Source organism: Nitrospira sp. Kam-Ns4a, assembly GCF_965152595.1.
This window is the reverse complement of record NZ_OZ224218.1, coordinates 1,495,791-1,520,840: the sequence shown is the minus strand read 5'-3', so window position 1 is coordinate 1,520,840 and position 25,050 is coordinate 1,495,791. Positions and strand designations below refer to the sequence as shown.

24 protein-coding genes and 1 pseudogene are annotated in these 25,050 nt (G+C 67.1%); 21 read left to right on the top strand and 4 right to left on the bottom strand.

All coding sequences use genetic code 11. The features are described 5' to 3' along the window. The first annotated feature begins 17 nt into the window (after positions 1–17). The 19 genes and pseudogenes from ACWHYQ_RS07620 to ACWHYQ_RS07530 all read left to right on the top strand — a co-directional run bounded on the left by ACWHYQ_RS07620 (position 18) and on the right by ACWHYQ_RS07530 (position 18,587). A complete protein-coding gene (locus ACWHYQ_RS07620) occupies positions 18–413 on the top strand; it encodes a hypothetical protein (RefSeq protein ID WP_447975093.1) in 396 nt (131 codons plus the stop codon). Between the two features lie 126 nt (positions 414–539). Beyond that, entirely contained in the window at positions 540–2,621 is a 2,082-nt protein-coding gene (locus ACWHYQ_RS07615; protein WP_447975092.1) for a sigma 54-interacting transcriptional regulator, read from the top strand. 7 nt (positions 2,622–2,628) lie between these two features. After that, positions 2,629–4,083, top strand: a complete 1,455-nt coding sequence (locus tag ACWHYQ_RS07610) for a sensor histidine kinase (protein ID WP_447975091.1) — start codon at positions 2,629–2,631, stop codon at positions 4,081–4,083. Continuing rightward, entirely contained in the window at positions 4,070–4,732 is a 663-nt protein-coding gene (locus ACWHYQ_RS07605; RefSeq protein WP_447975090.1) for a response regulator, read from the top strand. The genes ACWHYQ_RS07610 and ACWHYQ_RS07605 overlap by 14 nt, the downstream gene beginning before the upstream one ends. Positions 4,733–4,886: 154 nt before the next feature. Further along, positions 4,887–5,363, top strand: coding sequence for a DsrE family protein (locus tag ACWHYQ_RS07600; protein WP_447975089.1), 477 nt, complete (start codon positions 4,887–4,889; stop codon positions 5,361–5,363). Between the two features lie 115 nt (positions 5,364–5,478). After that, complete coding sequence (locus ACWHYQ_RS07595) at positions 5,479–5,916, top strand: TlpA family protein disulfide reductase (protein ID WP_447975088.1); 438 nt, start codon at positions 5,479–5,481, stop codon at positions 5,914–5,916. A gap of 2 nt (positions 5,917–5,918) precedes the next feature. Beyond that, complete coding sequence (locus tag ACWHYQ_RS07590) at positions 5,919–6,653, top strand: cytochrome c biogenesis CcdA family protein (RefSeq protein WP_447975087.1); 735 nt, start codon at positions 5,919–5,921, stop codon at positions 6,651–6,653. 414 nt (positions 6,654–7,067) lie between these two features. Next, positions 7,068–7,427 (top strand): DUF4396 domain-containing protein, encoded by a 360-nt coding sequence (locus ACWHYQ_RS07585; RefSeq protein WP_447975086.1) that lies wholly within the window; start codon positions 7,068–7,070, stop codon positions 7,425–7,427. 96 nt (positions 7,428–7,523) lie between these two features. Then, positions 7,524–7,884 (top strand): annotated as a pseudogene (locus ACWHYQ_RS07580) (VOC family protein); the annotation flags it as partial. A gap of 536 nt (positions 7,885–8,420) precedes the next feature. After that, a complete protein-coding gene (locus tag ACWHYQ_RS07575; RefSeq protein ID WP_447975085.1) occupies positions 8,421–8,582 on the top strand; it encodes a hypothetical protein in 162 nt (53 codons plus the stop codon). Continuing rightward, entirely contained in the window at positions 8,579–9,445 is an 867-nt protein-coding gene (locus tag ACWHYQ_RS07570; RefSeq protein WP_447975084.1) for a pirin family protein, read from the top strand. Before ACWHYQ_RS07575 ends, ACWHYQ_RS07570 begins: the two co-directional genes overlap by 4 nt. Positions 9,446–9,508: 63 nt before the next feature. Further along, a complete protein-coding gene (locus ACWHYQ_RS07565; protein WP_447975545.1) occupies positions 9,509–10,015 on the top strand; it encodes a DoxX family protein in 507 nt (168 codons plus the stop codon). A gap of 40 nt (positions 10,016–10,055) precedes the next feature. Further along, positions 10,056–10,394 carry a hypothetical protein gene (locus tag ACWHYQ_RS07560; protein ID WP_447975083.1) on the top strand — a complete coding sequence of 113 codons (339 nt, stop codon included), beginning with the start codon at positions 10,056–10,058 and terminating at the stop codon, positions 10,392–10,394. Then, positions 10,394–11,650: an efflux RND transporter periplasmic adaptor subunit gene (locus ACWHYQ_RS07555; protein ID WP_447975082.1), complete on the top strand. Its 1,257-nt coding sequence runs from the start codon at positions 10,394–10,396 to the stop codon at positions 11,648–11,650. Before ACWHYQ_RS07560 ends, ACWHYQ_RS07555 begins: the two co-directional genes overlap by 1 nt. Beyond that, positions 11,647–14,838: a multidrug efflux RND transporter permease subunit gene (locus tag ACWHYQ_RS07550; protein ID WP_447975081.1), complete on the top strand. Its 3,192-nt coding sequence runs from the start codon at positions 11,647–11,649 to the stop codon at positions 14,836–14,838. The genes ACWHYQ_RS07555 and ACWHYQ_RS07550 overlap by 4 nt, the downstream gene beginning before the upstream one ends. Positions 14,839–14,840: 2 nt before the next feature. Then, positions 14,841–16,265, top strand: coding sequence for an efflux transporter outer membrane subunit (locus ACWHYQ_RS07545; RefSeq protein ID WP_447975080.1), 1,425 nt, complete (start codon positions 14,841–14,843; stop codon positions 16,263–16,265). A gap of 98 nt (positions 16,266–16,363) precedes the next feature. Continuing rightward, complete coding sequence (locus tag ACWHYQ_RS07540) at positions 16,364–16,687, top strand: hypothetical protein (RefSeq protein ID WP_447975079.1); 324 nt, start codon at positions 16,364–16,366, stop codon at positions 16,685–16,687. Positions 16,688–16,766: 79 nt separating this feature from the next. Then, positions 16,767–18,107 carry a tetratricopeptide repeat protein gene (locus ACWHYQ_RS07535; protein ID WP_447975078.1) on the top strand — a complete coding sequence of 447 codons (1,341 nt, stop codon included), beginning with the start codon at positions 16,767–16,769 and terminating at the stop codon, positions 18,105–18,107. 93 nt (positions 18,108–18,200) lie between these two features. Then, on the top strand, positions 18,201–18,587 hold the full coding sequence (locus ACWHYQ_RS07530; RefSeq protein ID WP_447975077.1) for a hypothetical protein: 387 nt from the start codon (positions 18,201–18,203) through the stop codon (positions 18,585–18,587). A 554-nt stretch (positions 18,588–19,141) separates the two neighbouring features. Here the strand turns inward: ACWHYQ_RS07530 and ACWHYQ_RS07525 are convergent. Continuing rightward, positions 19,142–19,366, bottom strand: a complete 225-nt coding sequence (locus ACWHYQ_RS07525) for a hypothetical protein (protein WP_447975076.1) — start codon at positions 19,364–19,366, stop codon at positions 19,142–19,144. A 53-nt stretch (positions 19,367–19,419) separates the two neighbouring features. Continuing rightward, positions 19,420–19,761 (bottom strand): PilZ domain-containing protein, encoded by a 342-nt coding sequence (locus ACWHYQ_RS07520; protein WP_447975075.1) that lies wholly within the window; start codon positions 19,759–19,761, stop codon positions 19,420–19,422. 337 nt (positions 19,762–20,098) lie between these two features. Here ACWHYQ_RS07520 and ACWHYQ_RS07515 point away from each other — a divergent pair, with 337 nt between their 5' ends. Next, positions 20,099–22,048: an amylo-alpha-1,6-glucosidase gene (locus ACWHYQ_RS07515; RefSeq protein WP_447975074.1), complete on the top strand. Its 1,950-nt coding sequence runs from the start codon at positions 20,099–20,101 to the stop codon at positions 22,046–22,048. 35 nt (positions 22,049–22,083) lie between these two features. Here the strand turns inward: ACWHYQ_RS07515 and ACWHYQ_RS07510 are convergent, their stop codons facing one another. Together ACWHYQ_RS07510 and ACWHYQ_RS07505 are read right to left on the bottom strand one after the other, a co-directional pair. Continuing rightward, positions 22,084–22,887 (bottom strand): DUF72 domain-containing protein, encoded by an 804-nt coding sequence (locus ACWHYQ_RS07510; protein WP_447975073.1) that lies wholly within the window; start codon positions 22,885–22,887, stop codon positions 22,084–22,086. 342 nt (positions 22,888–23,229) lie between these two features. Further along, positions 23,230–24,429 carry an ATP-binding protein gene (locus ACWHYQ_RS07505; RefSeq protein ID WP_447975072.1) on the bottom strand — a complete coding sequence of 400 codons (1,200 nt, stop codon included), beginning with the start codon at positions 24,427–24,429 and terminating at the stop codon, positions 23,230–23,232. Positions 24,430–24,544: 115 nt separating this feature from the next. On the opposite strand from ACWHYQ_RS07505, the gene ACWHYQ_RS07500 reads away from it, so the two are divergent. Next, on the top strand, positions 24,545–24,829 hold the full coding sequence (locus ACWHYQ_RS07500) for a hypothetical protein (protein WP_447975071.1): 285 nt from the start codon (positions 24,545–24,547) through the stop codon (positions 24,827–24,829). Positions 24,830–25,050 lie beyond the last annotated feature (221 nt).

The window sequence follows — 25,050 nt, the reverse complement described above, 5'->3', positions numbered from 1 at the left end:
CCATGAGAGGGACTCACATGCGTCGCGCCGCGATTCGTCCGACCGGTCTGCTGGTCATGGCCTTATCCTTGACGTCGGCGCTGCCGGGCTGCGCGCTGTGGCACTACCAACTCGGGAGCCGCGCGTACCGGCATGGGGACTACGCCGAAGCCCTGGACCATTTCCGGCACGCGGCGCAGGCCGGCGATGCGAAGTCGCAGCACAACCTCGGGCTCACGTACCTGAAAGGCGAGGGCGTCGCCTCGGACGCCCTCGCGGCCTATACGTGGTTCGCCCTGGCGGTCCGGCACGGCGATAGGGATGCCCTGCACTCGATGGAGGCGGCCCGAAACCGCCTCACGCCCGCCCAACTCGCCGAAGCCGAGGCGCGCATCCGCGAGTGGCCACCCGCCTATCCACCCGCCACCCACTGACCCGCGCAGGCTCCTCCCCGAGCGGCTCTTGCCGCATCGTCCGGCGGCCTCAGCGAGCTCGCTAGCGGCGGGGCGCGGGCCGGACCCAGGTTGCAGGGTGACGGGTGCCCAGGCGATACTACGGCCATGACGGAACCGCAGAGCCAGCCCTGTGCCGAATCGGAAGTCGCCCGATACTGCGCCTTGCTCGAAGTGGCCGAGGCCATCGCGGCGCACCACGACCTCCACGAGCTGTTCCGAGATCTCGCTCAGCGGCTTCCGCGCGTCGTGCAGGTGAATTTCGTGGGCCTGTCCTTATACGAGCCGGAGCGCCACGTGATGCGGTTGCACACCCTGCAGGCGAACGTACCGGCCGACATTGTGGGTGGCCACGAAGCGCCGGTGGACGATTCGCCGGCTGGTGTGGTGTGGCAAACGCAGCAGCCGGTGCTCATTTCGGATCTTGCCGAAGAGGGGCGCTGGCCTACGATGACCCGGCTCGCGCGGGAAGACGGGATCCAGTCGCTCTGCTTTGTCCCCCTGACGACGCCCGTGCGGCGGTTGGGCGCGATGGGATTCGGGAGCCTGCAGAAGGGGGCCTATGGCGACGCCGACGTGACGTTCCTCCAGCGGGTCGCTGCCCAGGTCGCGCTCGCGGTGGACAATGTCCTGAATTACGAGCGCGCGCAATCGGCCCAACGGCAACTCACCAAGGAGCGGGACCGGCTCCGGCTGCTCCTCGAGGTCAACAATGCCGTCGTGTCGCATCTCGACCTGCGGGCGGTGTTCGAGGCCGTCAGCAAGTACCTGCGCGAGGTGATGCGCCACGAATACACCAGCCTCGCGTTGTATGAGCCGCCGCGCGATCGGTTCCGGCTCTATGCGCTGGATTTCCCGGACAGCAAAGGCCTGATCCAGGAAGGGCTCGTGGGGCCTGTGGATGGTTCCCCTGCGGGCGTCGCCTTTCGCACAAGAAAGCCCGCGATATTTCACGAGAAGGATCTGGAGACTTTTTCTTCAGAGATTGTCAGGCTGCTGCTCGCCGAAGGAGTCAAATCCGTGACCTGTATCCCGCTCCTGTCGCATGACCGTGCCCTGGGGACCCTGAACCTGGCGAGCCGGGCGCCGGCCGCCTTCTCCCCAGAGGACGTGGACCTGCTGGTCCAGGTCGCCACCCAGGTCGCGATCGCGGTGGAGAACGCGCTGGCGCACCAGGAGGTCAGCGCGCTCAAGGAACGGCTCGCCAAGGAGAAGCTCTACCTCGAGGACGAGATCCGGACCCAGTACAACTTCGAGGAGATCATCGGCGACAGCCCCGCGCTCCGGCGGGTGCTCAAACAGGTCGCGGTCGTCGCGCCGACGGACTCGACCGTGCTGATCCTCGGCGAAACCGGCACGGGCAAGGAGCTGCTGGCCCGGGCGATCCACAACCTGAGTGCCCGCCGGGAGCGGACCTTCGTCAAGATGAACTGTGCGGCCATTCCGACGGGCCTGCTGGAGAGCGAGCTGTTCGGTCACGAGCGGGGGGCCTTCACCGGTGCGATCGCGCAGAAGGTCGGCCGGTTCGAGCTGGCCGACGGCGGCACGCTGTTTCTGGACGAGGTCGGCGACATTCCCCTCGAGCTGCAGTCCAAGCTGCTGCGGGTGCTCCAGGAGCAGGAATTCGAGCGGCTCGGCGGCACGAAGACGATCCGGGTGAACGTCCGCCTGGTGGCAGCGACCAACCGAGACCTGGCGCAAATGGTCGCCGAGAGGCAGTTCCGCAGCGACCTCTACTATCGGCTGAACGTGTTTCCGATCACCGTGCCGCCCTTGCGGGACCGCCGGGAGGATATTCCGATGCTGGTGCGCTACTTCGCGCAGAAATTCGCCCGCCGGATGGACAAACGGATCGAGCGCATTCCCGCCGAGACCATGCGCGCGCTCACGCGCTATGCGTGGCCGGGCAACGTCCGCGAGCTCGAGAACCTCATCGAACGCGCGGTGATCCTGTCCGAGGGGCCGGAGCTGTATGTGCCCTTGACCGAGCCGGCGCCGGCCGCCCCGGACGCTCGGGTGGGCACGCTCGAGGCCGCCGAGCGCGAGCACATCCTGCGCGCGCTTCATGAATCCAATTGGGTCATTGGCGGGCCGCAGGGCGCCGCCGCCCGGCTGGGCATGAAGCGGACGACGCTCCAGTCCCGCATGCAGAAGCTTGGCATCGTCCGCCCCACCCTCCCGGCCCGCTGAGGTCCTGATGGCTATGATCGGCCGATCGGTTCCGTCCTATGTGCTCCTGGGCGTAGGCACAGCCGTGAGCCTCCTTGCCGGGCCGGTTCTGCAAGGATTGTGGCCGGACTGGCGCTGGCAACACCTTCCGCTCCACTCGACCATGGAGGCCTTGGGCGGGCTCGCGTCGATCGGGATGGCAGGCGTACTGTTCCAGCGCTCGGAGTACCTGCAGGGCGGGAAGTATGAGGCGCTGGGTTCCGGTCTTTTGGGCATGGGACTCTTGGCTATCTGTCACGCGATTGCCGAGCCTGGAAACGGATTCGTGCTGCTGCGAAATATGGCCAGCCTCGTCGGCGGCGTCGGATTCGCCTCGGTCTGGCGCTCCGATTCGGAACAGGCCGCTCCACGCAGGTCGTGGCTCCCGTGGCTCACCGCGACCGGCACCGTCGGGTTCGGGATCTGGGTGCTGGCGACACCCGCGCAAGTCCCTGAGATGATCAGGAGCGGCGAGTTCACCCCGACGGCGGTGGCTCCCCAAAGCCTGGCCTCTCTGCTGTTTTTCGCCGCGGCCTGGCGGCTGCTGGCGGACTACGCTCGCACTGACCGGTCAGAAGATTACTTGTTCGCCTGTCTTGCCCTCCTCTTCGCGTTGGCCGAACTGGTGTTCATGTACTCGGTCATGTGGGACACGCGCTGGTGGTTCTGGCACACCTTACGCCTCGCCGCCTGCCTTCTGATGTTAGGCTACCTCGGCCAAGGCTACCTGCGCATCGTCGCCGATCTGAAACACTCTTTGGCTCAGACCAGGCAGGCCGAGGAAACGCTGCGCCGGAGCGAACACCGGCTTAAGGAGGCCCTAGACGAACGGCAGCGCATGGCCGAGGATCTGCATGACGGAGCGATCCAGGCGCTCTACGCGATCGCCTTGGGCCTCGAACGATGCCAGAGGCAGGCAGAGGTCGCTCCACAGGAAACAGCCGGACGATTGGAAGCCGCTGTGAAGGATCTGCAGACGGTCATTCGCGATCTTCGCGGGTATTTGGTCGGATTGGAAGCGCCGATCAGGAACGGCCAAGAGCTCGAAGCCGCCCTGGCCGCGCTGGTGCGAAGCATGGACAGCCCGATCCAAACACGATTTCAACTAACCGTGGACCCCGCGGCTGCGGCCTTGGTGACGGCGGAGCAGGCAAACCATCTTGTGGCCATCGCGCGGGAAGCGATGAGCAACAGCGTCCGCCACGCTCGAGCCCAGGCCGGCAAGGTGTTGCTCGAACTGCGCGACGGCCATGTCCGCTTCGCCGTCGAAGACGACGGCATAGGGTTTGAACCCGCGGCCAGGCAACCGACCGGACATGGGCTCAAGAACATGGAAGCTCGAGCCCGGAAGCTCGGTGGCAGTCTCAGCGTGGTGTCCGAGCCCGGCAGGGGGACACGAATTATCTGCGATCTGCCGCGAGAGCCAGCCCATGCCTCCACCTGAATCGAAGCCCATTCGTATCCTGTTGGTGGACGACCACGAAGTCCTCCGACTTGGCTTGAAGACCTTATTCACCGAGGCCGGTGGCTTTCAGGTCGTCGGCGAAGCCGGAACCAGGATCGCGGCTGTAACCGAAGCGGCTCGTGTGAAGCCCGACGTGATCTTGATGGACGTGCGGCTGCCCGACGGCAGCGGGGTGGAGGCCTGTCGCGAGATCCGGACGGCACGACCGCAAACGCGAGTCCTCTTTCTGACCTCGTATGCCGATGATGACGCTGTGCTGGCGACGATTCTGGCTGGAGCCGACGGTTTTCTGCTGAAGGAAGTCAGCAGTGATGATCTGGTCCGTGCGATGCGGACGGTTGCGAACGGGCAATCGATCCTGGACCCTGCGGTCACCCAGCGCGTCCTGGGGCGCGTGAAGGCGCTCTCCAGTTCGCCTCTGGAAGAGAGGCGAGACCCTCTCTCGGCACAGGAGCAACGGGTCCTGGCGCTGGTGGCCGAAGGCAAGACCAACAAAGAGATCGCCGTCGCGCTCAACCTGAGTGACAAGACAGTCGGGAACTATCTCACCAACATTTTCCACAAGCTCGGCATCACCCGCCGCGCCCAGGCCGCGGTCTACTATACCCAGCGCCTTTCCAAACCCTAGCCCCATAGGGGCATTCACCCCTACTGACTAGGGGCAGAATTGTTTCGTCAGCCGGGGAGCTGTCCTCTACCCGCCCTCCATCCCACACGTGTACGTTGCGAGCATGAGTTGGTGCTGTGTGCGACGGTTCACACCTCACCCAGGGGAGGATGCCATGATCAAGCGCTCAGCAACAATCTGCATGTCGCTCGTCGCAGTGGCGGTCGCGGCCTTGACGATGCTGTTCACCGGGCTGGACCCGGTGCGGGCTGCAGAGAGCGCCAAGAAGGACAAAGTCAAGGTGCTGTACCACGTCGATGGGAAAGACCCGGAGGTCGCAAAGTATGCCCTGGCGCTCATCAACAAGCACATCGACGCGGAGGGTGGTCCGGAGAATATTGATGTCGAGCTGATCGTGCACGGGCCGGCGCTCGAGCTCTTCGAGAACGACACGGTGGACCCGGAGCTGAAGAAACGGTTCGAGCAAGCCATGAGCAAGGGCGTGCATGCCGAGATGTGCCAGGTCTCGATGAAGCTCTACAACAAGACGCTGGACAATCTCGTGAAGGGATTCGTCGCCACGCTGCATCCGGTCGCGGTGAAGCGGATCGCGGATCTCCAGCAGCAGGGCTACATCTACATCAAACCGTAACCCGATCAAGCCGTAGTCGAGGAGGTGGGAGATGCGTCGGCGTTGGACACGTGTGCTGCTCCTGGCGCTCGTCGAGTGTGGCCTGTCAGGGTCGCCAGGAATCGCTGGAGAGGCAGTGACGGCTCTGTCAGGAGCGCCGGCGCCCGCGTTTGAGCTGGTGACCTTCTCTGGCGAGACCTATAACGGGGAGACGCTCAAGGGCCGGCCGACCCTGCTGGTGTTCTGGGCTTCCTGGTGCCCGGTTTGCCAGAAGGAATTGCCGGTCCTGGGGCGTTTCTATGCGAAGGACCGGCCACCCCAACTACGAATGATCTCGATCGGATTTTCGGACCTGCGTGGCAACATCGAGCGGTATGTCCAGGCGCATCCGGAGTCGTTTACCTACCCGACCGCCTTTGACATCGACAACGATGTCGCACAGGCTTTCAAGGTGACGGCCACGCCGACGATCGTTCTGTTGGACGCCAAGGGGACGATCGTCCTGGTTCATCGAGGCGCCGGGGTGCTCCACAATCCAAAGTTCCTGGAGTTCCTGGCGAGGGTGAAGGGGTAAAGATGGTTCCCGAGGCATCGTTACTGGCGGCGTTTCTGGCGGGGCTCGTGTCCTTCGCGTCTCCGTGTGTCCTCCCGCTGGTGCCATCATATGTCCTGTACCTTACAGGACTGTCCCTCGACCAGCTCACGGGAGCAGGCGAGCGATACCGGGTCAGAAGCTCAATTATCCTCAACGCGCTGCTGTTCATCGCCGGATTCTCCGGCGTGTTCGTCGCGTTCGGGGCATCGGCAAGTGCACTGGGTCAGTTTCTGGCTGGTTATCAAGACCTCATTCGGAGAATCGGCGGAGCCCTGATCGTCCTCTTCGGGCTGTATCTGATGGGGATTGTGAAGCCCACGTTTCTCACCCGCGAGAGGCTGGTACGGTTCCATCGCCGTCCCGCAGGCTATGTTGGCTCCGTCCTCATCGGGGCGGCGTTCGCTGCCGGCTGGACTCCTTGCGTGGGTCCGGTGCTGGGTATGGTGCTCATGTATGCCGGGACAACCGAAACAATCTGGGACGGCGTGACGTTGCTGTGGTACTACTCGCTGGGACTGGGCCTGCCCATGTTTGTCGTTGCCCTGGGAGTGGACCGTTTCCTTTTCTGTTATAAGAAGGTCCGGGAGTATCTCGGTCCGGTCTCGGTTGTGAGTGGAATGATTCTCGTGGTGTTTGGCATCGTGCTCCTCACCAACGGGCTGCCCTCCCTCACGGCCTTCTTTGAGCGATACGGCATAGGCTGGTCTAGCGAGTGAGCGGTCGGAGCAGTACCAGTCAACCGACCCAGTGGCGGACGTTCGGAAGTTGCGCCTGCGGCTGCGCCCGGCTCCGGGATCTCTCGCCCGCCGGAGTTTCCTGCTCGACAGACGGCATCGGCGATTGAACGACAGACGTTCGCAGAACCGCACCTCAGGTCGTGGGCGTTCCGGCCCGGAAGCGGTAGCGGCCTATCCATTTTTTCTTGGCACGCCGACATTTCGGCACCGTGCCGGTCCCTCGGCGCGTCCCTCTCGTCACCAACGCGCTCCGTTCCCTCGGCGACTCCGCCTCGCTCCATCATTTCCTCGTTTGCATTGCATGATCTCGACGCCCCCCTGTTCCTGGTCGCTTGTGGAACAGTCATTGCCATCGCTCGGGTCCACAGGAATCAGAACTATCGAAGGGCGCATGTGACGACCTCGTTGAACCAAATAGCCTTGTCCGCAACAGCCCATTGCCTCACCGGTTGCGCGATCGGTGAAGTGCTCGGGATGGTCATCGGCACCACGTTGGGCTGGGGCAATTGGGAAACCGTCGCGCTCGCGGTCGGATTGGCCTTCGCCTCCGGCTATCTCATGACGTTGCCTCCCCTGGTGCGAGCCGGGATGCCGCCGGGTGCGGCGTTGCCCCTCGCCCTCGCGTCGGACACCCTCTCCATTACAACCCTGGAAATCGTGGATAACGTGACAATGCTGCGGGTCCCCGGCGCGATCGAGGCAGGCCTGATGGACCCTCATGTCATGTCCAGAGGTTCTGATCCCGACCGGTGATGCCGCGGGAGTCGCACGTCCTGTAAAGGCGCCCGTGGGAGAGCGCCAAGCGGTGCTGGCGAGGTCATTCCGCTCATTATAGGCAGAGGGCGAATCGTGGTGATCACGTTAAATCACACGGTGGTGCCGGCCCATGACAAGGTTGCGTCGGCCAGATGGTTTGCGCGGATTTTCGGACTGCCATTCGATGAGCGCGCAGGCGGGTATTTCGCACCCGTGCGCGTGAATGAGACCCTGACGCTCGATTTCGACGACATGTCGGCCGGTTCAACGTCCATCACTACGCGTTCAAGGTCAGCGAAGCGGAGTTCGACGCGATGTTCGGCCGCATCCAGGCCGGAGGCATTCCATACGGGAGCGAGCCGAATGCGTTGGAAAGCCTGGATATCAATCATCGCGGCGGTGGCGGGGCGTCTACGTCCGCGACCTCAACGGGCACATCCTTGAACTGCTCACCGTGGGGTCAGGCACCGTCAGAATACGAGACCGGCCTGCACCGTCCGCCGGTCGCCTACTCGTGCCGACATATCGGCATCCGCCGAGATCCCGGCAAGGAAGCGCTCGTCACTTCATTCCATATCTTTGCCGATCTGTGAGATCGGTCAAGGAACGCTTTCTGTTTTTTCGCTGAGTTGGGTGCTTATCCCGAAGCGCAAGATTCTCTGGAACGGTGATTGCCTACCTCCGTTGTCGAAAGCAAAAGGCGGAGGGAACGTCCTTGATCGCGACAGCTCGATCGCGTGGCGGGAGAGACCCATGAGCGAGAGCGCCCGATTGAAAGGCGGAGGTGACCGGGCGATGGCAATGATCGCCGCGACAGACGAGAGCCCGATGGTGAAGGGTGGGCGGATGCGCTGGCCGGCGCGGGCTGTCCGCGGTGCGGCGAGGTCATTGATCCGGTCATTCTGGACAACCGCCGGAGATCCGTGTCGGGTGCCCTCAGAGCGGGCGTGGGGGCGGTCGCTTTGCAATCGCAAGAACGGAACTGACGTCATGTCCTGGCTGGCGGTGTGCCTAGCTTTGGTGGTCCCGGTCGTGCTGCTGCTCGCCGTGCTTGCGGCAGACCGATGGGTGCCGATCAAGGTCCGCACCTATGGGCGAAAGACCGCCGCCGTCACGCGCGGCGCGAGCGAAGGGGCAAGGAGGCTGCCATGAAGGCGTTCCCTCGTCGTATCGAAACGATCATCGAGCCGGAACCGGTGAGGGAAGGCGCGGGCGTGCGGCTTAAGCGAAGTATTGGGACTCGGACGTTGGACCACCTCGATCCCTTTCTGTTGTTGGATCACTTCGAGTCCAGCGATCCCCGAGACTATCGGGCCGGGTTCCCGTTGCATCCCCATCGGGGCATCGAGACCGTGACCTACGTGCTCAAGGGAGAGGTGCGGCACCGGGACACCCTCGGCCACTCCGGGCGCATCGGGGCCGGGGACGTGCAATGGATGACCGCCGGACGCGGGATCATGCACGAGGAAATGCCGCAGGTTCGCCCGGAAGGGATCGCCGGATTCCAACTCTGGGTCAACCTGCCGGCGAAGCTGAAGATGACCCCGCCGCGCTACCAGGAGGTCCGGGCGGCCGAAATCCCGGAAATCACCCAAGCAGGCGGAGTCAAGATTCGGGTGATCACAGGGACCATCAACGGGGTCAGCGGTCCGGTGACCGGGATCGCCGCCACTCCCACCTACCTGGACGTCTCCCTCCCTGCTTATGCCTCGTTCAGTCAGCCGATCGAACGGGGACACGTGGCATTTGCCTATGTGTTCGAGGGAGAGGCACAATTGACCGGAGAGGAACAAACACACCGAACTGGGGTGTCGCGCCCCAAACTCGTCGTGTTGCATCATGACGGCGATGAGGTGAGAATCGTCACCGGTGAGCGCCCTGCCCGCTTGCTGTTGGTTTCCGGAAAACCGCTGCACGAGCCCATCGCACGGTATGGCCCGTTCGTGATGAACACACAGGCGGAGATCGAGCAGACCCTGCAGGAGCTGCGGACGGGCACGTTCACGACCATGTGAGTGACGCGGCCGAGGAGATGACGCAGATGATGCGTGCCGCGGAAAGGAGGGGTTCCCATGCACATGAACAGGTTCTTCGAGACCGATGACCGTTGGGCGCCGTTGGTGCTCCGTCTGGTGCTGGCCCTGGTGATGTTTCCTCATGGCGCGCAGAAGCTCCTGGGTTGGTACGGGGGCTTTGGCTTTGACGGCACCATGGGTTTCTTCACCCAGAAGCTGGGCCTGCCATGGCTGGTCGCGTTCCTCGTGATCATCGCGGAGTCCTTCGGGAGCCTCGGCCTGGCCCTCGGCTTCCTGACCCGGTTCACCGCCGCCAGCCTGGCGGTCATCATGGTGGGGGCGATCTGGACCGTCCACTGGCCCAACGGGTTCTTCATGAATTGGTTCGGCCAGCAGCCAGGCGAGGGGTTCGAGTACCACCTGCTCGTGATTGGCATGAGCGCCGCGCTCGTGATCAGCGGCGGAGGCCGGTGGTCGCTCGACGGCGTGCTCGCCCGGTGGCTGGGCGAGCGCATGCCCCAAGTTGCGGGGTGGACGGCGGCGGGGCAGGAACAACGCCGGGCCGGCTGAGCCGCGCCCGGGTGTGGGAGCGACGCAAGGGGTTGCCACCATGTTGAAGATCACGGTTAGGCCGCGCGGCCGAGCCACGGAGTTCGCGCTCGAGGGCCGGCTGGCCGGGCCCTGGGTCGCGGAACTGGATCGGTGCTGGCGGGCGGCGCGCGCCGCTGGGGCCGGTCCCATCGTCGTGGACCTGTCGGATGTGACGTTTGTGGATGCGGATGGGCAGGTGCTGCTCCGGGCGTTGGCGCGCGCGGGCGCCGCGCTGCGGGGCTCGGGGTGCCTGATCAACGCGATCGTGCACGAGATTACGGGAACGGAGTACCGGCGTCGGACGGCGCGCGGGGATCGGATGCGGGGCTCGACGTCGCGGGGACGCGGGAGGGCGTGATGCGGAGAACGAAGGACCGGATGGAGGCGCCGGCCCGGCGATGGGCGGGCGGGGCTGGCCTGCTGCTGGGCCTGCTGCTGGGGGCGCTCCCGGCGTGCCGGCAGGAGGCGGCGTCCACGCCGGGCGCGCCGCCGGCTCCGCAGGTGGGGATCATCACGGTCGTCCCTCAGACGGTTCCGGACGAGCCGGAGTTTATCGGCACGGCCGAATCGTCGCGACCGGTGGAGATCCGCTCCCAGGTCACGGGCATCCTGAAGGCGCGGTACTTCCGGGAAGGCGCGGACGTCAAGAAGGGCGACAAGCTCTATCTGATCGACCCGGTCCCGTTCCGGGCGGCGATGCTCAGCGCGAAGGCCAAGGTGGCCCAGGCCGAGGCGCGATTGGTGCAGGCCCGGCAGGACCTGGCGCGCGTGAAGCCGCTCCTCGCCGAACAAGCCGTCGCGCAGAAGGACGTGGACGACGCCATCGCGGAGGAGTTGGCGGCGAAGGCGGCGCTTGATGGCGCCAAGGCCGATCTGGTCAAGGCCGAATTCGATCTGAGCAACACGCTGATCACCGCGCCGATTGACGGCTTGATCGAGCGGACGCGCGTGTACGAGGGCCGGCTGGTCTCCGCTCAGACCGACCTGCTCACCCTGATCCATCAGGTGGACCCGATGTACGTGATCGTGAACGCGCCCGAGAGCTTCCTGCTGAAGCGGCGCCGCGACATCGAAGCGAAGCGCATCCAGCACCCGGGGCTGCGCGAGCTGCGCGCCACGCTCAAGTTCCTGGACGGGTCCGTCTATCGGCACGAGGGGGTGCTGGATTTGCTGGACCCGGCGCTCCAGACCGAAACCGGCTCCCGGCCGGTCCGCGTCACCTTCCCAAATCCCGACCGGATCCTGCTGCCGGGGCAGTTCGTCACGGTCCGGTTCCGAGGCGCCAAGAAGACCGATGCGATCCTGATCCCGCAGCGCGCCGTCCAGCAGGGCCCGAATGGCTCGGTGGTGTTCGTCGTGGACGAGGGGAACCTCGCACAGCCCCGCGCGGTCAAGGCGACGAGCTGGCAGGGCACCCAGTGGCTGATCGAGGAGGGCCTCCGACCCGGCGAGCGCGTGATCGTGGACGGGGTTCAACGGGTGGTGCCGGGGAAACCGGTGCGGCCGGTTCCGGCGGACGAGCCCGGGCCGGCGCCGGCGCCCGCCACGGGCCCGGCACCATCCCCTGCCCCGGCCCCGGGGCAGCCTGACGCGGGGAAGGAGCCGGCGCCGTGAACGTCAATTTCTTCATCGAGCGGCCGATCTTTTCGGCTGTCCTCTCGCTGATCGTCGTGGTCATGGGCCTGGTCGCGATGGTCACCCTCCCGATCGCGCAGTTCCCGAACATCGCGCCGCCCATCGTGCAGATTGACGCCGACTATCCCGGCGCGAGTGCGGAGGTGGCGGCGGAATCCGTCGCGCGCCCGATCGAGCTCCAGCTTCCGGGCATTGATAACCTGCTCTACTACGACTCCACGAGCACCAACGACGGGCACGTGACGATCAAGCTCTCGTTCGAGATCGGGACGGACGTGGACATCGCGCAGGTGCAGACGCAAAACCGGGTCCAGCTCGCCGAGCCGCAGATCCCGCAGGAGGTGATCCGGCGAGGCATCTCGATCAAGAAGACGTCGCCCGACCTGCTCCTGGTCATCACGATCGAGTCGCAGGACCCGCGCTACGATCAGTTCTTCCTGTCCAACTTCGCCATCCTGCGCGTCCTCGACAACATCCGGCGGCTGAAGGGCGTGGGGGATGCGCTCGTCTTCGGCGGGCAGGACTACAGCATGCGGATCATCATGGATCCCGTCCGCATGGCGCAGCTCAGCCTCACCCCGACTGACGTCATCGCGACGATTCGGGAGCAAAACCGGGACTTCCCCGCCGGCATGGTGGGCCGGGAGCCCGCGCCGCCCGGGACCGAGCTGACGATCCCGGTGATCACGCGCGGCCGGCTCAGCGAGGTCGCCGAGTTCGAGGAACTGATCGTGCGGGCCCTGCCCGACGGCTCGATGGTCCGGCTGAAGGACATCGCGCGGGTGGATCTGGGCCCGCAGTCCTATGATCTGGAGGGGCGGTTCAAGGGGCGGCCGACCACCTTCCTGATCACGTTCCTGGCGCCCGGTGCGAACGCGCTCGAGACGGCCCAGCGGATCCGCGCCGAGATGGCGGCGCTGAGCACGATCTTCCCGCCAGGCGTGCACTACGATATCCCCTACGACACGACGCGGTTCATCGAGGTCTCGATCAAGGAGGTCGTCAAGACGTTGTTCGAGGCCTTGGTCCTGGTCATCCTGGTCGTCTACCTCTTCCTGCAGTCCTGGCGCGCCACGATCATCCCGGCCGTCGCGGTGCCGGTCTCCCTGATCGGGGCCTTCGCCGGGATGGCGGCGCTCGGCTTTTCGATCAACACGCTGACGCTGTTCGGACTGGTGCTCGCGATCGGGATTGTCGTGGACGACGCGATCGTGGTCGTCGAGAACGTCGCCCGGCACATGCGCGAGGAGTGCTGCTCCGCCCGGGAGGCGGCAAAACAGGCTATGGCTGAAGTGAAGGCGCCGGTCATCGCGATCGTGCTGGTCCTCTGCGCGGTCTTCGTGCCGGTCGGCTTCCTAGGCGGCATCACCGGCCAGCTCTACCAGCAGTTCGCGATCACGATCGCCATCTCGGTCGTCATCTCCGGCCTGGTCGCGCTCACGCTGAGCCCCGCGCTGGCCGCCGTGCTGTTCAAGCCCGGCCAGCAGGACGCCCCGAACCGCTTCTTCGCGGCGTTCAACCGGGTCTTCGACTGGACGCGCGACCGGTACCTCGGGGGCGTCGGGCGGGTGCTCGGCCGGGCGGGGCTCTCCCTCGCGGTCTTCGCGGTGCTCGTCGCCGTCTCCTTCGGGCTGATCCGGGTGCTGCCGCAGGGGTTCCTGCCCGATGAGGATCAGGGCTACTTCATCACGGTCGTCCAGCTTCCGGACGGCGCGTCGAAACAGCGCACCCGGGAAGTGGTCGCGAAGCTGGAGCGGTTCTATCTCGGGGTCCCGGCGATCCACAGCACCGATGCGATGATCGGCCAGAACTTCGTCTTCGGCACGCGGGGCGGGAACGCGGCGACGATCTTCACGCCGCTCAATCACTGGGATACGCGCCCAGGTCCCGACGGGCACGTCAAGACGCTCATCGGCCGGGCGTTCGGCGAGTTTGCGAAGATCCCCGAGGCGCTGATCCTGGCGTTCAACGCCCCCTCCATCCGCGGCCTCGGCGCGACCGGCGGGTTCTCGGTGCAGATTCAGGACCCGAGCGGCGGCGATTTCCGGACGTTCGAGGCGGTCGCGCAACAGTTCCTGGCGAAGGCCCGGCAGGATCCGGCCATCGGCGCGATCGGGACGACCTTCCGCGTCAGCTCCCCCCGGCTCTACGCCGAGATCAATCGGGAGCGCGCCAAGGCGCTCGGGGTGCCGATCTCGGAGGTCTTCGACACCTTGCAGGCCTTCTGGGGCAACTATTACGTGAACGACTTCGTCAAGTTCGGCCGAGTCTACCGCGTGTTCACGGACTCGGAACCGCACTACCGCGCCAGGCCCGAGGACATCAGGAAGATCTACGTGCGGGCGCGGGGGGCGCAAGGGACCTCGATGATTCCGCTCGACACCGTCGTCACGACCGAATTCCGGAGTGGACCGGATCCGGTCACGCACTTCAACGGGTACAACACGGTGCTCGTGCTCGGCGCCGCCGCGCCGGGGTACAGCTCGGGTCAGGCCCTGGCGGCCCTGGAGCGCGCCGCCCGAGAGGTTCTCGTCCCCCAGGGCTACGCCCTCGACTGGAGCGGGATCTCGTACCAGGAGATCAGGGCCGGCAGCAAGTCCGTCTTCGCGTTCGGCTTCGGCCTGCTCATGGTCTTCCTCGTGCTTGCCGCGCAGTTCGAGAGCTGGGCGGTGCCGTTTGCGGTGATCCTCGCCGTGCCGTTCGGCGCGTTCGGCGCGCTCAGCGCGGTCTGGCTCCGCGGGATGACCAACGACATCTACGTCCAGATCGGGTTGGTGACTCTGATCGGCCTCGCGGCCAAGAACGCGATCCTGATCGTGGAATTCGCCAATCACCGGTACCTGACCGGGCAACCGCTGATGCAGGCCGCTGTGGAAGCGGCCCGCCTCCGGTTTCGGCCCATCGTCATGACCTCGATGGCGTTCATCGGAGGGGTCATCCCGCTCGTGTTCGCCGCGGGGGCCGGCGCGGCGAGCCGGCAGTCTATCGGGACCGGCGTCTTTGGCGGGATGCTCGCGGCCACGTTCCTGGCGATCTTCTTCGTCCCACTCTTCTACGTGGTCGTGAGAAGGATGATCCCGGGCCAACCGGCGCCGCCAGCCGGTCGGCCCGAGCCAGTCGGGCCCGTCGAGGAACCCGAGCCGGTGGGGGCGCGGGAGGAGGCGTGACGATGCGACGCCCGCGTCGGTTCCTGCTCTCGCTCCTGCTCGTCGCCGGGTGCGCCATGGGGCCGGACTACGAACGGCCCGCGACGGCGACACCCGACGCGTTCCGGAACGTCCCGCCGGAGATGGAGGGGGAATCCATCGCCAACCTGGCATGGTGGGAGCTGCTTCGGGATCCCGAGCTGCAGAAGCTGATCCGGATCGCGCTTGCGGAGAATAAGGACCTGAAGCGGGCCACCGCGGCCGTCGAGGAGTACGAGGCGCGCCTCTACTCGGCCAGGATGGACTTCGCCCCGCAAGCGACCGTGCTGGGCAACGCTCCGAGCTTCGGCCGCAAGGCCAACTTCCTCTTCCCTGGCTTCCCGAGCATCTTCAACTATTACGGCTACGGACAGCTCTCGTGGGAGCTCGACTTCTGGGGCCGGATTCGCCGCGCCAACGAGGCCGCGCGCGATGACCTCCTTGCCCGGGAGGAGGCCAAGCGGGCCGTGATCCTGCAGCTCGTCAGCGACGTGGCCCAGGCCTACTTCGACCTGCTCCAGTTCGACATGCAGCTCGACACCGCCAAGCGCACGCTGGGCGCGTGGGAAGAGTCGGTCCGGATCGCGCAGGCCCGGCTGCGCCAGGGCGTGATCGCCAAGCTGGATGCGGACCAGTTCGATGCACAGCGCGCCAACGCCGCGGCGCGGATCGCCGAGCTGGAGCGGCAGCGGGTTCAGACCGAAAACCGCCTCAGCGTCCTGCTGGGACGCAATCCGCAACCGATCCCGCGCGGGCGGCCCCTCACGGAGCAGGTGATGCCGCCGGAAGTGCCGCCCGGCCTGCCGTCCCAGCTCCTGCAGCGCCGGCCCGACATCGTGCAGGCGGAAGCCCAACTCGCCGCCGCGACCGCCCGCATCGGCGTGGCGAAGGCGCAGCGGTTTCCGACGATCTCGCTGACGGGTGCGCTCGGCGTGGCCAGCCCGTTCCTGTCCAAGTTGGTGAACGATCAGACGGCCTTCGGCGTCGTGGGGCCGGGGTTGACCGCCCCGCTCCTGAACGCCACGATCCTCGGGTTCAACCAGCAAGCCGTCGAAGCCCAGGCCAAGCAAGCGACGGCCCAGTACGAGCAGACGATCCTGACCGCCTTCCGGGAGGTCGAGGATGCCCTGGTCGCCGTCAGCACCGCCCGGGATCAGCGGAAGGCGCAGGCCGACCAGGTCGCGGCCCTCCGGTCGGCGCTGCATCTGGCGAACCTGCGCTACAAAGGCGGGCTCGCCAATTACCTGGATGTGCTCGTCGCCCAGCGGGATCTGTTCGAGGCGGAGTTGGCCCTCATCGGCACCCACCGGCTCTATCTGGTTTCGATCGTCCAGCTCTACAAGGCGCTCGGCGGCGGCTGGCCGGCTGACGTGGCCCGAGAGTCAGCCGCCCGGCCTGCCGGCGGATGAGAGCGCCCTGCCGGCCGGTCCGGCCGCTCCATTTGACAGGCCACGTGAAAAGGACTAGGGTCGCTTGCACGGGAACAACCCCAACCAGGAGGCGGGCGATGGGCGACAAGTCGTATGGCCGGATCTTCTCGGAGAACCTCGTGGCGGCGATTCCCTGGGCGCTCGTGTTTTCGGTGGTCCTGCTGATCCTTGGGGGGCTCTTCCTTGATGTGATACGACAAGAGGCCAAGGAAGCGATCGAATACACGGCGGACTACGGCATCCGGAACGCGCTCCGCGCCACGCTGGACGACCGGACCGTCAATCGCGAGATCGTGCCCAAGGTGAAGCAGGCGGTGAAGGAGACGATCGAGTTCGCGGTGATGACCGACCGCGCCTATCCGCACCGGGGGGCTGAGGGCAAACCGGGGAGCCGAAAATGACGGCTTTCCGCCCCCTCGCATTTGCCGGGGCGGAGGTTTAGAATAGGAGCCCTGTTCCACCCTCTCGGGAGGACGCATCATGGTCGCTCCCGTGTGGTCCAAGCTCTTCCTTGTGGGGGCCGTGGCTGCCTGTGCGGCCGTCTGGCTCTGGGCCGCCCCGGCCGGCGCGAGCGACTTTTTCCCGAACCTGGCCCAAGCTCATCTCGATGCGGGCCGGAGCCTGCTCAATCGGGGTGAGTTGGATCAGGCCATCAGCGAGTTTGAAGCGGCGGCGCGGCTTCAGCCGGAGAACGCCGAGGTCCATTCCGACCTCGGCTATGCGCTCGGCCGCCGAGGGGACCTGGACGGCTCCATCAGCGCGTACCGGGAAGCCACTCGCCTGAGGCCGGAGGACGCCTCCTACGCCGAGGCCTACTTCAATCTGGCGAGCGCGCTGAGCCAGAAGGGCGATCTGGAGGGGGCGATCGAAGCCTGGCGCACGGCTAGCCGCTTAAGGCCGGACGACGCCGCAGCGCGCACGAACCTCGGGCTGGCGCTGCGCAAGAAGGGCGACCTCGACCGCGTGATCGCCGCCTGGCGGGAGGCGATCCGGCTCCATCCCACTGACGCGCTCCCCTACTACGGACTCGGGATCGCGCTCGGCGAGAAGGGCGACATCGAGGGCGAGATCGCGGCTTGGCGGGAGGTCATCCGCCTCAAGCCCCATGACGCAGCGGCGCACCTGAACCTAGGCATCGCCCTCGGGCACAAGGGCGACCTCGAGGGGGAGATCGCCGCCTACCGCGAGGTGATCCGCCTGAAACCGAACGATCCTGAGTACGCGGACGCCTATTTCAACCTCGCCTATACCCTCGGCCAGAAGGGCGACTTCGACGGCGCGATCACAGCCTGGCGCAAGGCCATCAAGCTGAACCCGGCGCGCGCGGCGGCCCGCAAACACCTCGGGACGGCCCTCCGAACGACGGGAAACCTAGAGCAGGCGATCGCGGCCTGGCGGGACACGATCCGGCAGCACCCGACTGACGCGCTGGCGCACTACAGCCTCGGTGTCGCGCTCGCGCAGCAGGGGGACCTGGACGGGGCGATCGACGCCTACCGGGAGACCATCAGTCTCCGTCCCACCGATCCCAAGTATGCCGAAGCCCACGTGCAATTGGGGCAGGCCCTGAGCCAGAAGGGCGCCTGGCGGGAAGCGATCGAGGCCCTCCAGTCTGGGCTGCGGCTCAGGCCGGACGACGTCCAGGCCAAGCGGCTGCTCAGCCAGGCGCATCGCCAGCTCGGCCTGGCGCTCCTGGACAAGGGGGATGTGGAGCAGGCGATCGAGCAGCTGGGAACTGCGCTGCGGCTCGATCCGTCGGACGACCAAGCCAAGCGCGCGCTGCTGAGCGCGCTGACCGCACGAAAGAGCCAATCCCGCTAGCGGCGGCCTCTTACTCTCTCTTAAGCCGTCCAGGAGCGTCTCCGCCGGAGGCACCCGCGAGCGCTGCTCCGGGGTGAGAATCTGCCGCGCCTTGTGGTAGGCCTGCAGCCGGGTCTCCGTGATCCTGGTCCGCAGCGCTTCGAGCGCCTGGACCGTCGGGGCAAGCTGGTCCAGGGAGAGGTCGGTCTGCCTGTCCAGCCGGTGCACCTGGGCGAGCAGGTCCAGCTCGAGCCCCTTGAGCCTCGCCTGGTCGAGCAGCATGGCCTTCTGGGTTTCATCTTTCAGGGCGACGAGCTGGCCGACCTGGGCCTCCGACAGCCGAAGCGCGCCGATCTGATCGAGGAAGAAGTCGAAACGTGTCGGCCCCTGTGCTGTGGGGGGATGGCCCGGTGCGTGGCGGCCGTGCGCCTCGTCCCGCATCGCCTGGATACCCTGCCGACGCTTCAGCTTCTGGAGCACCGTCCGCTGCTCGGCCGTTAGAATCCCTTCCGCCCGCTCCGATAGTTCGAAGAGCTTGGCGAAGACCTGTGCCTCCAGGTCGCCGGTCTTCGTCATCTTCTCCCGGAGCTGCTCGGGGTTCACATCCGGCGTCAGAGCCAGGTCGTCGCCCTCGACGCGGTTGATGTCCACGACCGTGCCCATGCGCAACAGCGCGGCGCGCGCCTCCTCCAGGAGGCTCCGCAGAGCCTGCGCCTGCGCCTCCGTCAGGCGGAGCTCCTCGCGCCAGCCGTGGTACAGCCGCCCGACGCCCTCCAGCGATATCAGGGCGATCGCCGTCGTCAGCCCCTGCGGCACCTGAAGCGTCAGCGCGGGACGCCAGAGGTTCCGCAGCCGGGCGCGCTGCTCCTTGGTGAGGACGGCGCGCAGCGTTGGCCAGGGTCTCGATGAAGAGGGTCAGCTTATCCGTCTCGGTGCCGCCCGTCAGGGTGTTCGCCGTGCGGTACTCGCGGGTATCCTGGAGCAGGCCGTACCGGCGGCGGTCCGCCAGCTCCTGGAACCTGCCTGTCAGGACCGCCTGCTTCAGCCCCATCTCCTTACTTGCATTCGCGCAGCAATCCGGCGAGCGCCTGCCGCTGCTGCTCCGTCAACCCGAGCGCCTGCGCCCGTGCCTCATGTTCCTGGGCGATCCGCTCGAGGAGCCGGATCATCCGCGGCCCGGGAGTGAACTCCCAGATCTGGGGTTGGGCTTCCACCAGACTCGCTCCGGACCCGGCCAGCAGGCCCGCCAGCAGCACGATGGAGCGCAGCACGCCGGTCATCTCGCCACCTCTTCGACCGATGAGCTGCTCGCCCGGGGCGTCGTGGTGCCCGCTTACCCAGTCTGCCGGTAGCCGGGGCCTTGGGCCTTCTTCTGCAAGGCCCCGAGGAAGCGCTGGAGGCGGGTCCGCTCCTCGAGCCGCAGGCGCCGGAATTCCAGCCCGCCTTCCCGGCCCGCCGCCCAACGGACCTCGGCGAGGTCTACCTTGAGCGGGACCACCTGGTCGGGCAACTGGATGCTCAGGACCAGCGCGGTGCCGGGCTGGAGCAGGTCATCGCTGACGACTGTGCAGCCGTGCGCCGAGAGTCCCGAGACCAGTCCGCCCCCGGCGACGCCGGTGCCTGAGAACGAAAAGGGAAGCTCGACCGGAAAGCGCATGGCTGCACGCTTGTCCATGGACCACCTCTGGAAAACACCGCTCGGGTGACCGCTTGCCCCTGCGCCGCCGCCCCTGCCAGCCCGAAATCTTAGCCGATTGTGAAGGGTAGCGCCATCCGGTGGGCTTGCGCCAGTCGGTGGCTTCCGGGGGATCAAGGCGTGGATGGGGCTTGCCGAGGAGCATTCAGGGGTTGCGCTCGGGCATTGTTCCGGCAACGGGTGTAGAATCGGCCCCCGGATCGTGCGGGATACCCGTTGCAGGGGCCCCGGCGCGCTCCCGTGCATTGCACTGGCCAGCGTAACGGGTCCCTGCTGTGGCTGAAACGCGCTGCGGCGGACCGACGGAGGAGGGGCCGTGGATCGAACGGCCGAGTGGCTGGAGGCGGACGGCCTGGGTGGGTTCGCCTCGGGCACCGTGGGCGGCGTCCGTACGCGACGCTACCACGCGCTGCTCCTCACTGCCACGACGCCGCCGACCGGCCGGGTCCTCTTGGTGAACGGCTGTGAGGCCTGGGTCGAGACCCCGGCCGGCCGCTTCGCGCTCTCTTCGCAGGCCTACGCGCCGGACGTGATCCATCCCGACGGCACCGGCCGGATCGCGGCGTTCGAGCCCGAGCCTTGGCCGCGCTGGCGCTTCCGTCTGGAAGACGGGACCGAGCTCGTGCAGGAGCTGTTCGTCCCGCACGGCGTGCCGATGGTCACGCTCGCCTGGCGGCTGGGCGCCCCGCGGAAGGGGGTGGCGCTCCACGTCCGGCCGTTTCTCTCCGGGCGGGACCACCACGCGCTCCACCGCGAGAATCCGGTCTTCCGGTTCGAGCCGGAGTCCCGCGATGGCGTCCTGCTCTGGCGCTGCTATCCCGGCCTGCCGGGCGTGCTGGTCTCGACCAACGGACGGTATCGGCATCAGCCGGACTGGTATCGCAATTTTCTCTATCACGAGGAGCGTGCGCGGGGGCTGGACTGCATCGAGGACTTGGCCGCGCCCGGCGTCTTCGACTGGGATCTGTCGCGCAGCCAGGCGGTCTGGCTGCTGGCCGCGGAGCCGCCCGCCGGAGTGGCGCTGCCCGACCTCGTGCCGGCCGACGCCTGCTTCGCGGCACTCCGCGCGGCCGAGGGCGCGCGGCGCAAGCGGTTTTGCTCACGGCTGGCGCGCGCGGCCGACGCCTATATCGTCCGCCGGGGTGCGGGCAAGACCGTGGTGGCGGGCTATCCCTGGTTCACCGACTGGGGGCGGGACACGTTCATCGCGCTCCGGGGGCTCTGCCTGGCGACGGGGCGCCTCGACGACGCCCGCGACATCCTGGTCGAGTGGGCCGGCTCGGTTTCCGACGGCATGTTGCCGAACCGGTTTCCTGACCACGGTGAAGCGCCGGAGTTCAATTCGGTGGACGCCGCGCTCTGGTACGTTGTCGCAGTCCACGACTACCTGGAGGCCAGCGCCGCGGCGGGGCGGCCGGTGCCTCTGGCCGAGCGGAAGGCGCTGCACGGGGCGATCGAGGCGATCATCTCGGGCTACGCCAAGGGCACCCGGTACGAGATTCGGCTGGATGCGGACGGCCTGCTCGCGGCCGGCACGCCGGGCGTGCAGCTCACCTGGATGGACGCGAAAGTCGGGGATTGGGTGGTCACGCCGCGGATCGGGAAGCCGGTCGAGGTGCAGGCGCTCTGGCTGAACGCCCTGCGGATCGCCGGCGGGCGCGCCGCCAAGTGGCGGCGCCTGCACGAGCGGGGGCTGGCTTCGTTCCGGACTCGCTTCTGGAACCGGACCGGGGGCGGGCTCTACGACGTCGTGGATGCAGGCCACTGTCCCGGTGCGCTGGATGCCCGCTGCCGCCCCAACCAGATCTTCGCCGTCGGCGGCCTCCCGTTCGCCTTGCTGGAGGGCGAGCCGGCGCGGCGGGTCGTGGACTTGGTCGAGCAGCGGCTGTGGACCCCGATGGGCCTGCGCACGCTCGCGCCCGACGAGCCGGGCTACCGGCCCCGCTACGAGGGCGGGGTGCGGGAACGGGACGAGGCCTACCATCAAGGCACCGCTTGGCCCTGGCTGCTCGGCCCCTTCGTCGAGGCCTGGGTGCGCGTGCGGGGCGGGACGCGGAAGGCCAAACAGGAGGCCCGGACGCGGTTTCTCGCGCCGCTGCTGGCCCACCTCGATGAGGCCGGCCTCGGGCACCTCTCCGAAATCGCCGACGGGGACCCGCCCCACCGCCCGCGCGGCTGCCCGTTCCAGGCCTGGTCCGTGAGCGAGGCCCTCCGCCTGGATCGGGTCGTCCTCGCGGAGCCGAGGCGCGGCCGGTCGGCCTGCTGAGCCACGCGCGGGCCGGTCGTGAGCGACGGGCCCGATCAGCCGAGGCCGAGCTGCGCTTTCAGCGCGGCGGCGTTCGCCGGGGCCTGCCCCCGGACGTGGTTGTTGAAGAAGACGTAGACCCGGAGGGTCCGCTCCGCCAGGTGCTCGATCTTCGGCACCCACGCGGCGAGCTCCTCGGCGGAATAGGTGTAGTCGTAGCGCTCCTCCGCCTTCTCGTGCCGCCACCACCGCGCCTGGTTCCGGCCGTGGAAGCGCACATAGCCCACGTCCGCGGTCGCCTCCGCGCGGGGCGGCGGGAGATTTGGGAGGCGCGGCTCGTCCACGCAGCAGTACCCCGCGCCGATCTCGCGGAGCCACGCCATCGTCTCGTCGGTCACCCAGGACCGGTGGCGGAACTCGACGACGACCCGGTGGGGTGCGAGGCCCGCGACCAGGAAGCGGGTGAAGTCGCGGTTCGCCGGCATGTTGGGGAACGAGAAGGGAAACTGGGCCAGCACGCAGCCGAGCTGCCGGGCGGCGGCGAGCGGCGCGAGGGACTCCAGGAACCGCGGCAGGGTGTCGCGCGCCTGCGCGCGCTGGTGCGTCAGGTCCTGGTGCGCCTTGACGACGAACTCGAAGCGGTCGCCGACCTTGCGGAGCAGGCCTTCCATGCTGCGCGGACCCGGAATCGCGTAGTAGGTGGCGTTGATCTCCACCGCGTCGAAGCGCGTGGCGTAGTAGCCGAGCCTCTGGGCGTCGGGCAGGCGGGGCGGGTAGAAGGGCCCCTTCCAGTCCCGGTAGGCGAAGCCTGAGGTGCCGACGCGGATCCGGCCCTTGGGCGTCTCGTCCAGCTCAGCCATGGGGGGCCTCCCCAAAGGGCTCGGACAGGTCATCGCCAGCGCTCGATCAGGTATGGCTTGAGCGCCTCGAACCGGAGGCAGAGGGCCTCGAGCCGCGGCTCGAGGGCGGCCACCCCGTATGCGTCGGTCTCGAGCAGGAGCGAGGCCGTCTGTCCCAGGTAGAGCGGCGTGAGCGACTTGAGCAGGTGCTCCCGGTGGAGCGCCCGGTGGTGAGAGGCCAGCGCGAAGTCGTAGACGACCTGGCCCCAGAGGTCGATGGGAAACCGGAACTCGTCGGGCTCCAGCCCGCCCCCGCAACCAGGCGACGGACGACCTCAGGTACCTCTACCGCTGACCGGTCGCTCAGGAGTGGGCCTTGACCCAATGCTCGACTGGCTTGGATAGAAAGTCCTCCACTGCGATCCCGTCGCCGCCGACCAGCAGCGTGCGCGCGGGCTTGCACCAAGCGACGAACGCCTCCATGCCGGGCAGCGTCTCCCGTGCGCGGCCGCTTTTCACCTCGATGGCCGTTACAGCTCGACCGGCGCGGACGACAAAATCCACCTCGCGATTGCGGTCTCGCCAGTAGAACAGCTCGCAGGTGCCGGCTGCCGCGGCGTTGGCTAGGTGTGCGCCGACCGCCGACTCCACCACCCTGCCCCAGAGCGCCGCATCGGTGCGCGCCTGCTCCAACGTCAGGCCAGACTGCGCGCCCAGGAGGGCGGTGTTGAGGACCTGCAGCTTGGGGCTGGAGCCGCGCTGGCGAGCCGTCCCGCCGGCGAATTTCTGGAGGCCGGTCACCATCCCCGCTGCGGCGAGAAGGTCTAGGTAATGGGCGAGCGTGGTCGTGTTGCCGGCCTCCTGCAGTTGGCCGAGCATTTTCTGGTAGGACAAGACCTGCCCCGAGTAGGCGCAGCCCAGCTCGAACAGCCGCCGCAGGAGCGCGGGCTTGTCCACGCGCGTCAGCAGCAGCACGTCGCGCGAGATGGTGGTCTCGATCAGCGAATCCTTGACATAGCGCGCCCAGCGCTCCGGCTCCTTCACAAGCGGGGCTGCGCCCGGATAGCCGCCATAGAAAAGGAAGTGATCGAGCCCCCAGCCGAACGCCTCGCGCATTTCGGTGTAGGACCAGTGCGGCAGGTGCAGCAGCTCAAAGCGGCCGGTGAGGCTCTCAGTGAGCCCCCGCTGGATGAGGAGCGGCGCCGAGCCGAGCAGAATGACTTTGAGCGGCACGCCCGCGGCCGTGTCGGCGTCCCACAGGCGCTTCACCGCCTCGGACCAGCCGGGGACTTTCTGGACCTCGTCGAGTATGAGCAGGGCTCCGCGCTGACCCGCATCCCGCGCCGCCAGCCGTGCCGCCTCCCACTGTTGCGCAATCCACTCGCCGCTCCGCAGCGTCGGCTCGTCGGCGCTCGCGTAGCGGCACACGAGCCCGGAGGCCTCGGCCACCTGGTGCACCAGCGTTGTCTTGCCGACCTGGCGCGGGCCGGCCACTACCTGGATGAAGCGGCGGCGCTCGGCCAGCCGGCGGGCGAGCACGGCTCGGTAGGGGCGGGTATACATGGCTGACGATTTACTCAATGTTTTGAGATAATTTACTCAATACGATGAGAAAATACAAGGCTGAAAGATAACATCCGGCCCGGCGGCCTGGCGCTGGAATCAGTCAACGAGAAGCGTGCTCCCCGCGACGCACCTGAGAGGCAGGGCTCCCACCCGCCCGGCTGGTCGCCCTGCTCGCCCGCTGGGGCATCCAGCTCGCGGCGATCGTGGTGGCCTGGAGCAGCGCGGCCTCGCCCAGAACCTCGTCGTCGTGGGCTTCGGCATCGCGTTCGGCGGGGTCGTGCTCGCAGCGGCGCTCGCGTTCGGTCTGGGGGCGCGGGACTTCGCCAGGGAGCTCCTCAAGCACCGGCTAGGCGGCCGCCTGCGCGACCAGGCGGCTGACTACCTCTGGCACCTGTAAGATGGCAGGGGTGAACAGGCCGACAATTTGCTCAAAACGTTGAGCAAATTGACTCAGCGTCGAGAGCAAAACGCTCAGGCGTTGACTGTAAAACTCAGGACTTGACCTTTCGGACAGTGGCCGACGTGGTCCAATCACGGCTCACGCACCTGTCAACCAGTCCACGCCGCGCACTCCCACGTCAGGCCGGCGATTCGGGTGCATGCCGGCCTCCCTTCAGA

Bases quoted from the DNA above. Each gene is read 5' to 3' on its own strand.
- ACWHYQ_RS07510 (WP_447975073.1), bottom strand. From the start codon at position 22,887: ATGGCTGAGCTGGACGAGACGCCCAAGGGCCGGATCCGCGTCGGCACC.
- ACWHYQ_RS07545 (WP_447975080.1), top strand. From the start codon at position 14,841: ATGCGACGCCCGCGTCGGTTCCTGCTCTCGCTCCTGCTCGTCGCCGGG.
- ACWHYQ_RS07600 (WP_447975089.1), top strand. From the start codon at position 4,887: ATGATCAAGCGCTCAGCAACAATCTGCATGTCGCTCGTCGCAGTGGCG.
- ACWHYQ_RS07540 (WP_447975079.1), top strand. From the start codon at position 16,364: ATGGGCGACAAGTCGTATGGCCGGATCTTCTCGGAGAACCTCGTGGCG.
- ACWHYQ_RS07610 (WP_447975091.1), top strand. From the start codon at position 2,629: ATGGCTATGATCGGCCGATCGGTTCCGTCCTATGTGCTCCTGGGCGTA.
- ACWHYQ_RS07565 (WP_447975545.1), top strand. From the start codon at position 9,509: ATGAACAGGTTCTTCGAGACCGATGACCGTTGGGCGCCGTTGGTGCTC.
- ACWHYQ_RS07570 (WP_447975084.1), top strand. From the start codon at position 8,579: ATGAAGGCGTTCCCTCGTCGTATCGAAACGATCATCGAGCCGGAACCG.
- ACWHYQ_RS07520 (WP_447975075.1), bottom strand. From the start codon at position 19,761: ATGGACAAGCGTGCAGCCATGCGCTTTCCGGTCGAGCTTCCCTTTTCG.
- ACWHYQ_RS07605 (WP_447975090.1), top strand. From the start codon at position 4,070: ATGCCTCCACCTGAATCGAAGCCCATTCGTATCCTGTTGGTGGACGAC.
- ACWHYQ_RS07575 (WP_447975085.1), top strand. From the start codon at position 8,421: ATGTCCTGGCTGGCGGTGTGCCTAGCTTTGGTGGTCCCGGTCGTGCTG.
- ACWHYQ_RS07555 (WP_447975082.1), top strand. From the start codon at position 10,394: ATGCGGAGAACGAAGGACCGGATGGAGGCGCCGGCCCGGCGATGGGCG.
- ACWHYQ_RS07615 (WP_447975092.1), top strand. From the start codon at position 540: ATGACGGAACCGCAGAGCCAGCCCTGTGCCGAATCGGAAGTCGCCCGA.
- ACWHYQ_RS07620 (WP_447975093.1), top strand. From the start codon at position 18: ATGCGTCGCGCCGCGATTCGTCCGACCGGTCTGCTGGTCATGGCCTTA.
- ACWHYQ_RS07525 (WP_447975076.1), bottom strand. From the start codon at position 19,366: ATGACCGGCGTGCTGCGCTCCATCGTGCTGCTGGCGGGCCTGCTGGCC.
- ACWHYQ_RS07505 (WP_447975072.1), bottom strand. From the start codon at position 24,429: ATGTATACCCGCCCCTACCGAGCCGTGCTCGCCCGCCGGCTGGCCGAG.
- ACWHYQ_RS07535 (WP_447975078.1), top strand. From the start codon at position 16,767: ATGGTCGCTCCCGTGTGGTCCAAGCTCTTCCTTGTGGGGGCCGTGGCT.
- ACWHYQ_RS07590 (WP_447975087.1), top strand. From the start codon at position 5,919: ATGGTTCCCGAGGCATCGTTACTGGCGGCGTTTCTGGCGGGGCTCGTG.
- ACWHYQ_RS07560 (WP_447975083.1), top strand. From the start codon at position 10,056: ATGTTGAAGATCACGGTTAGGCCGCGCGGCCGAGCCACGGAGTTCGCG.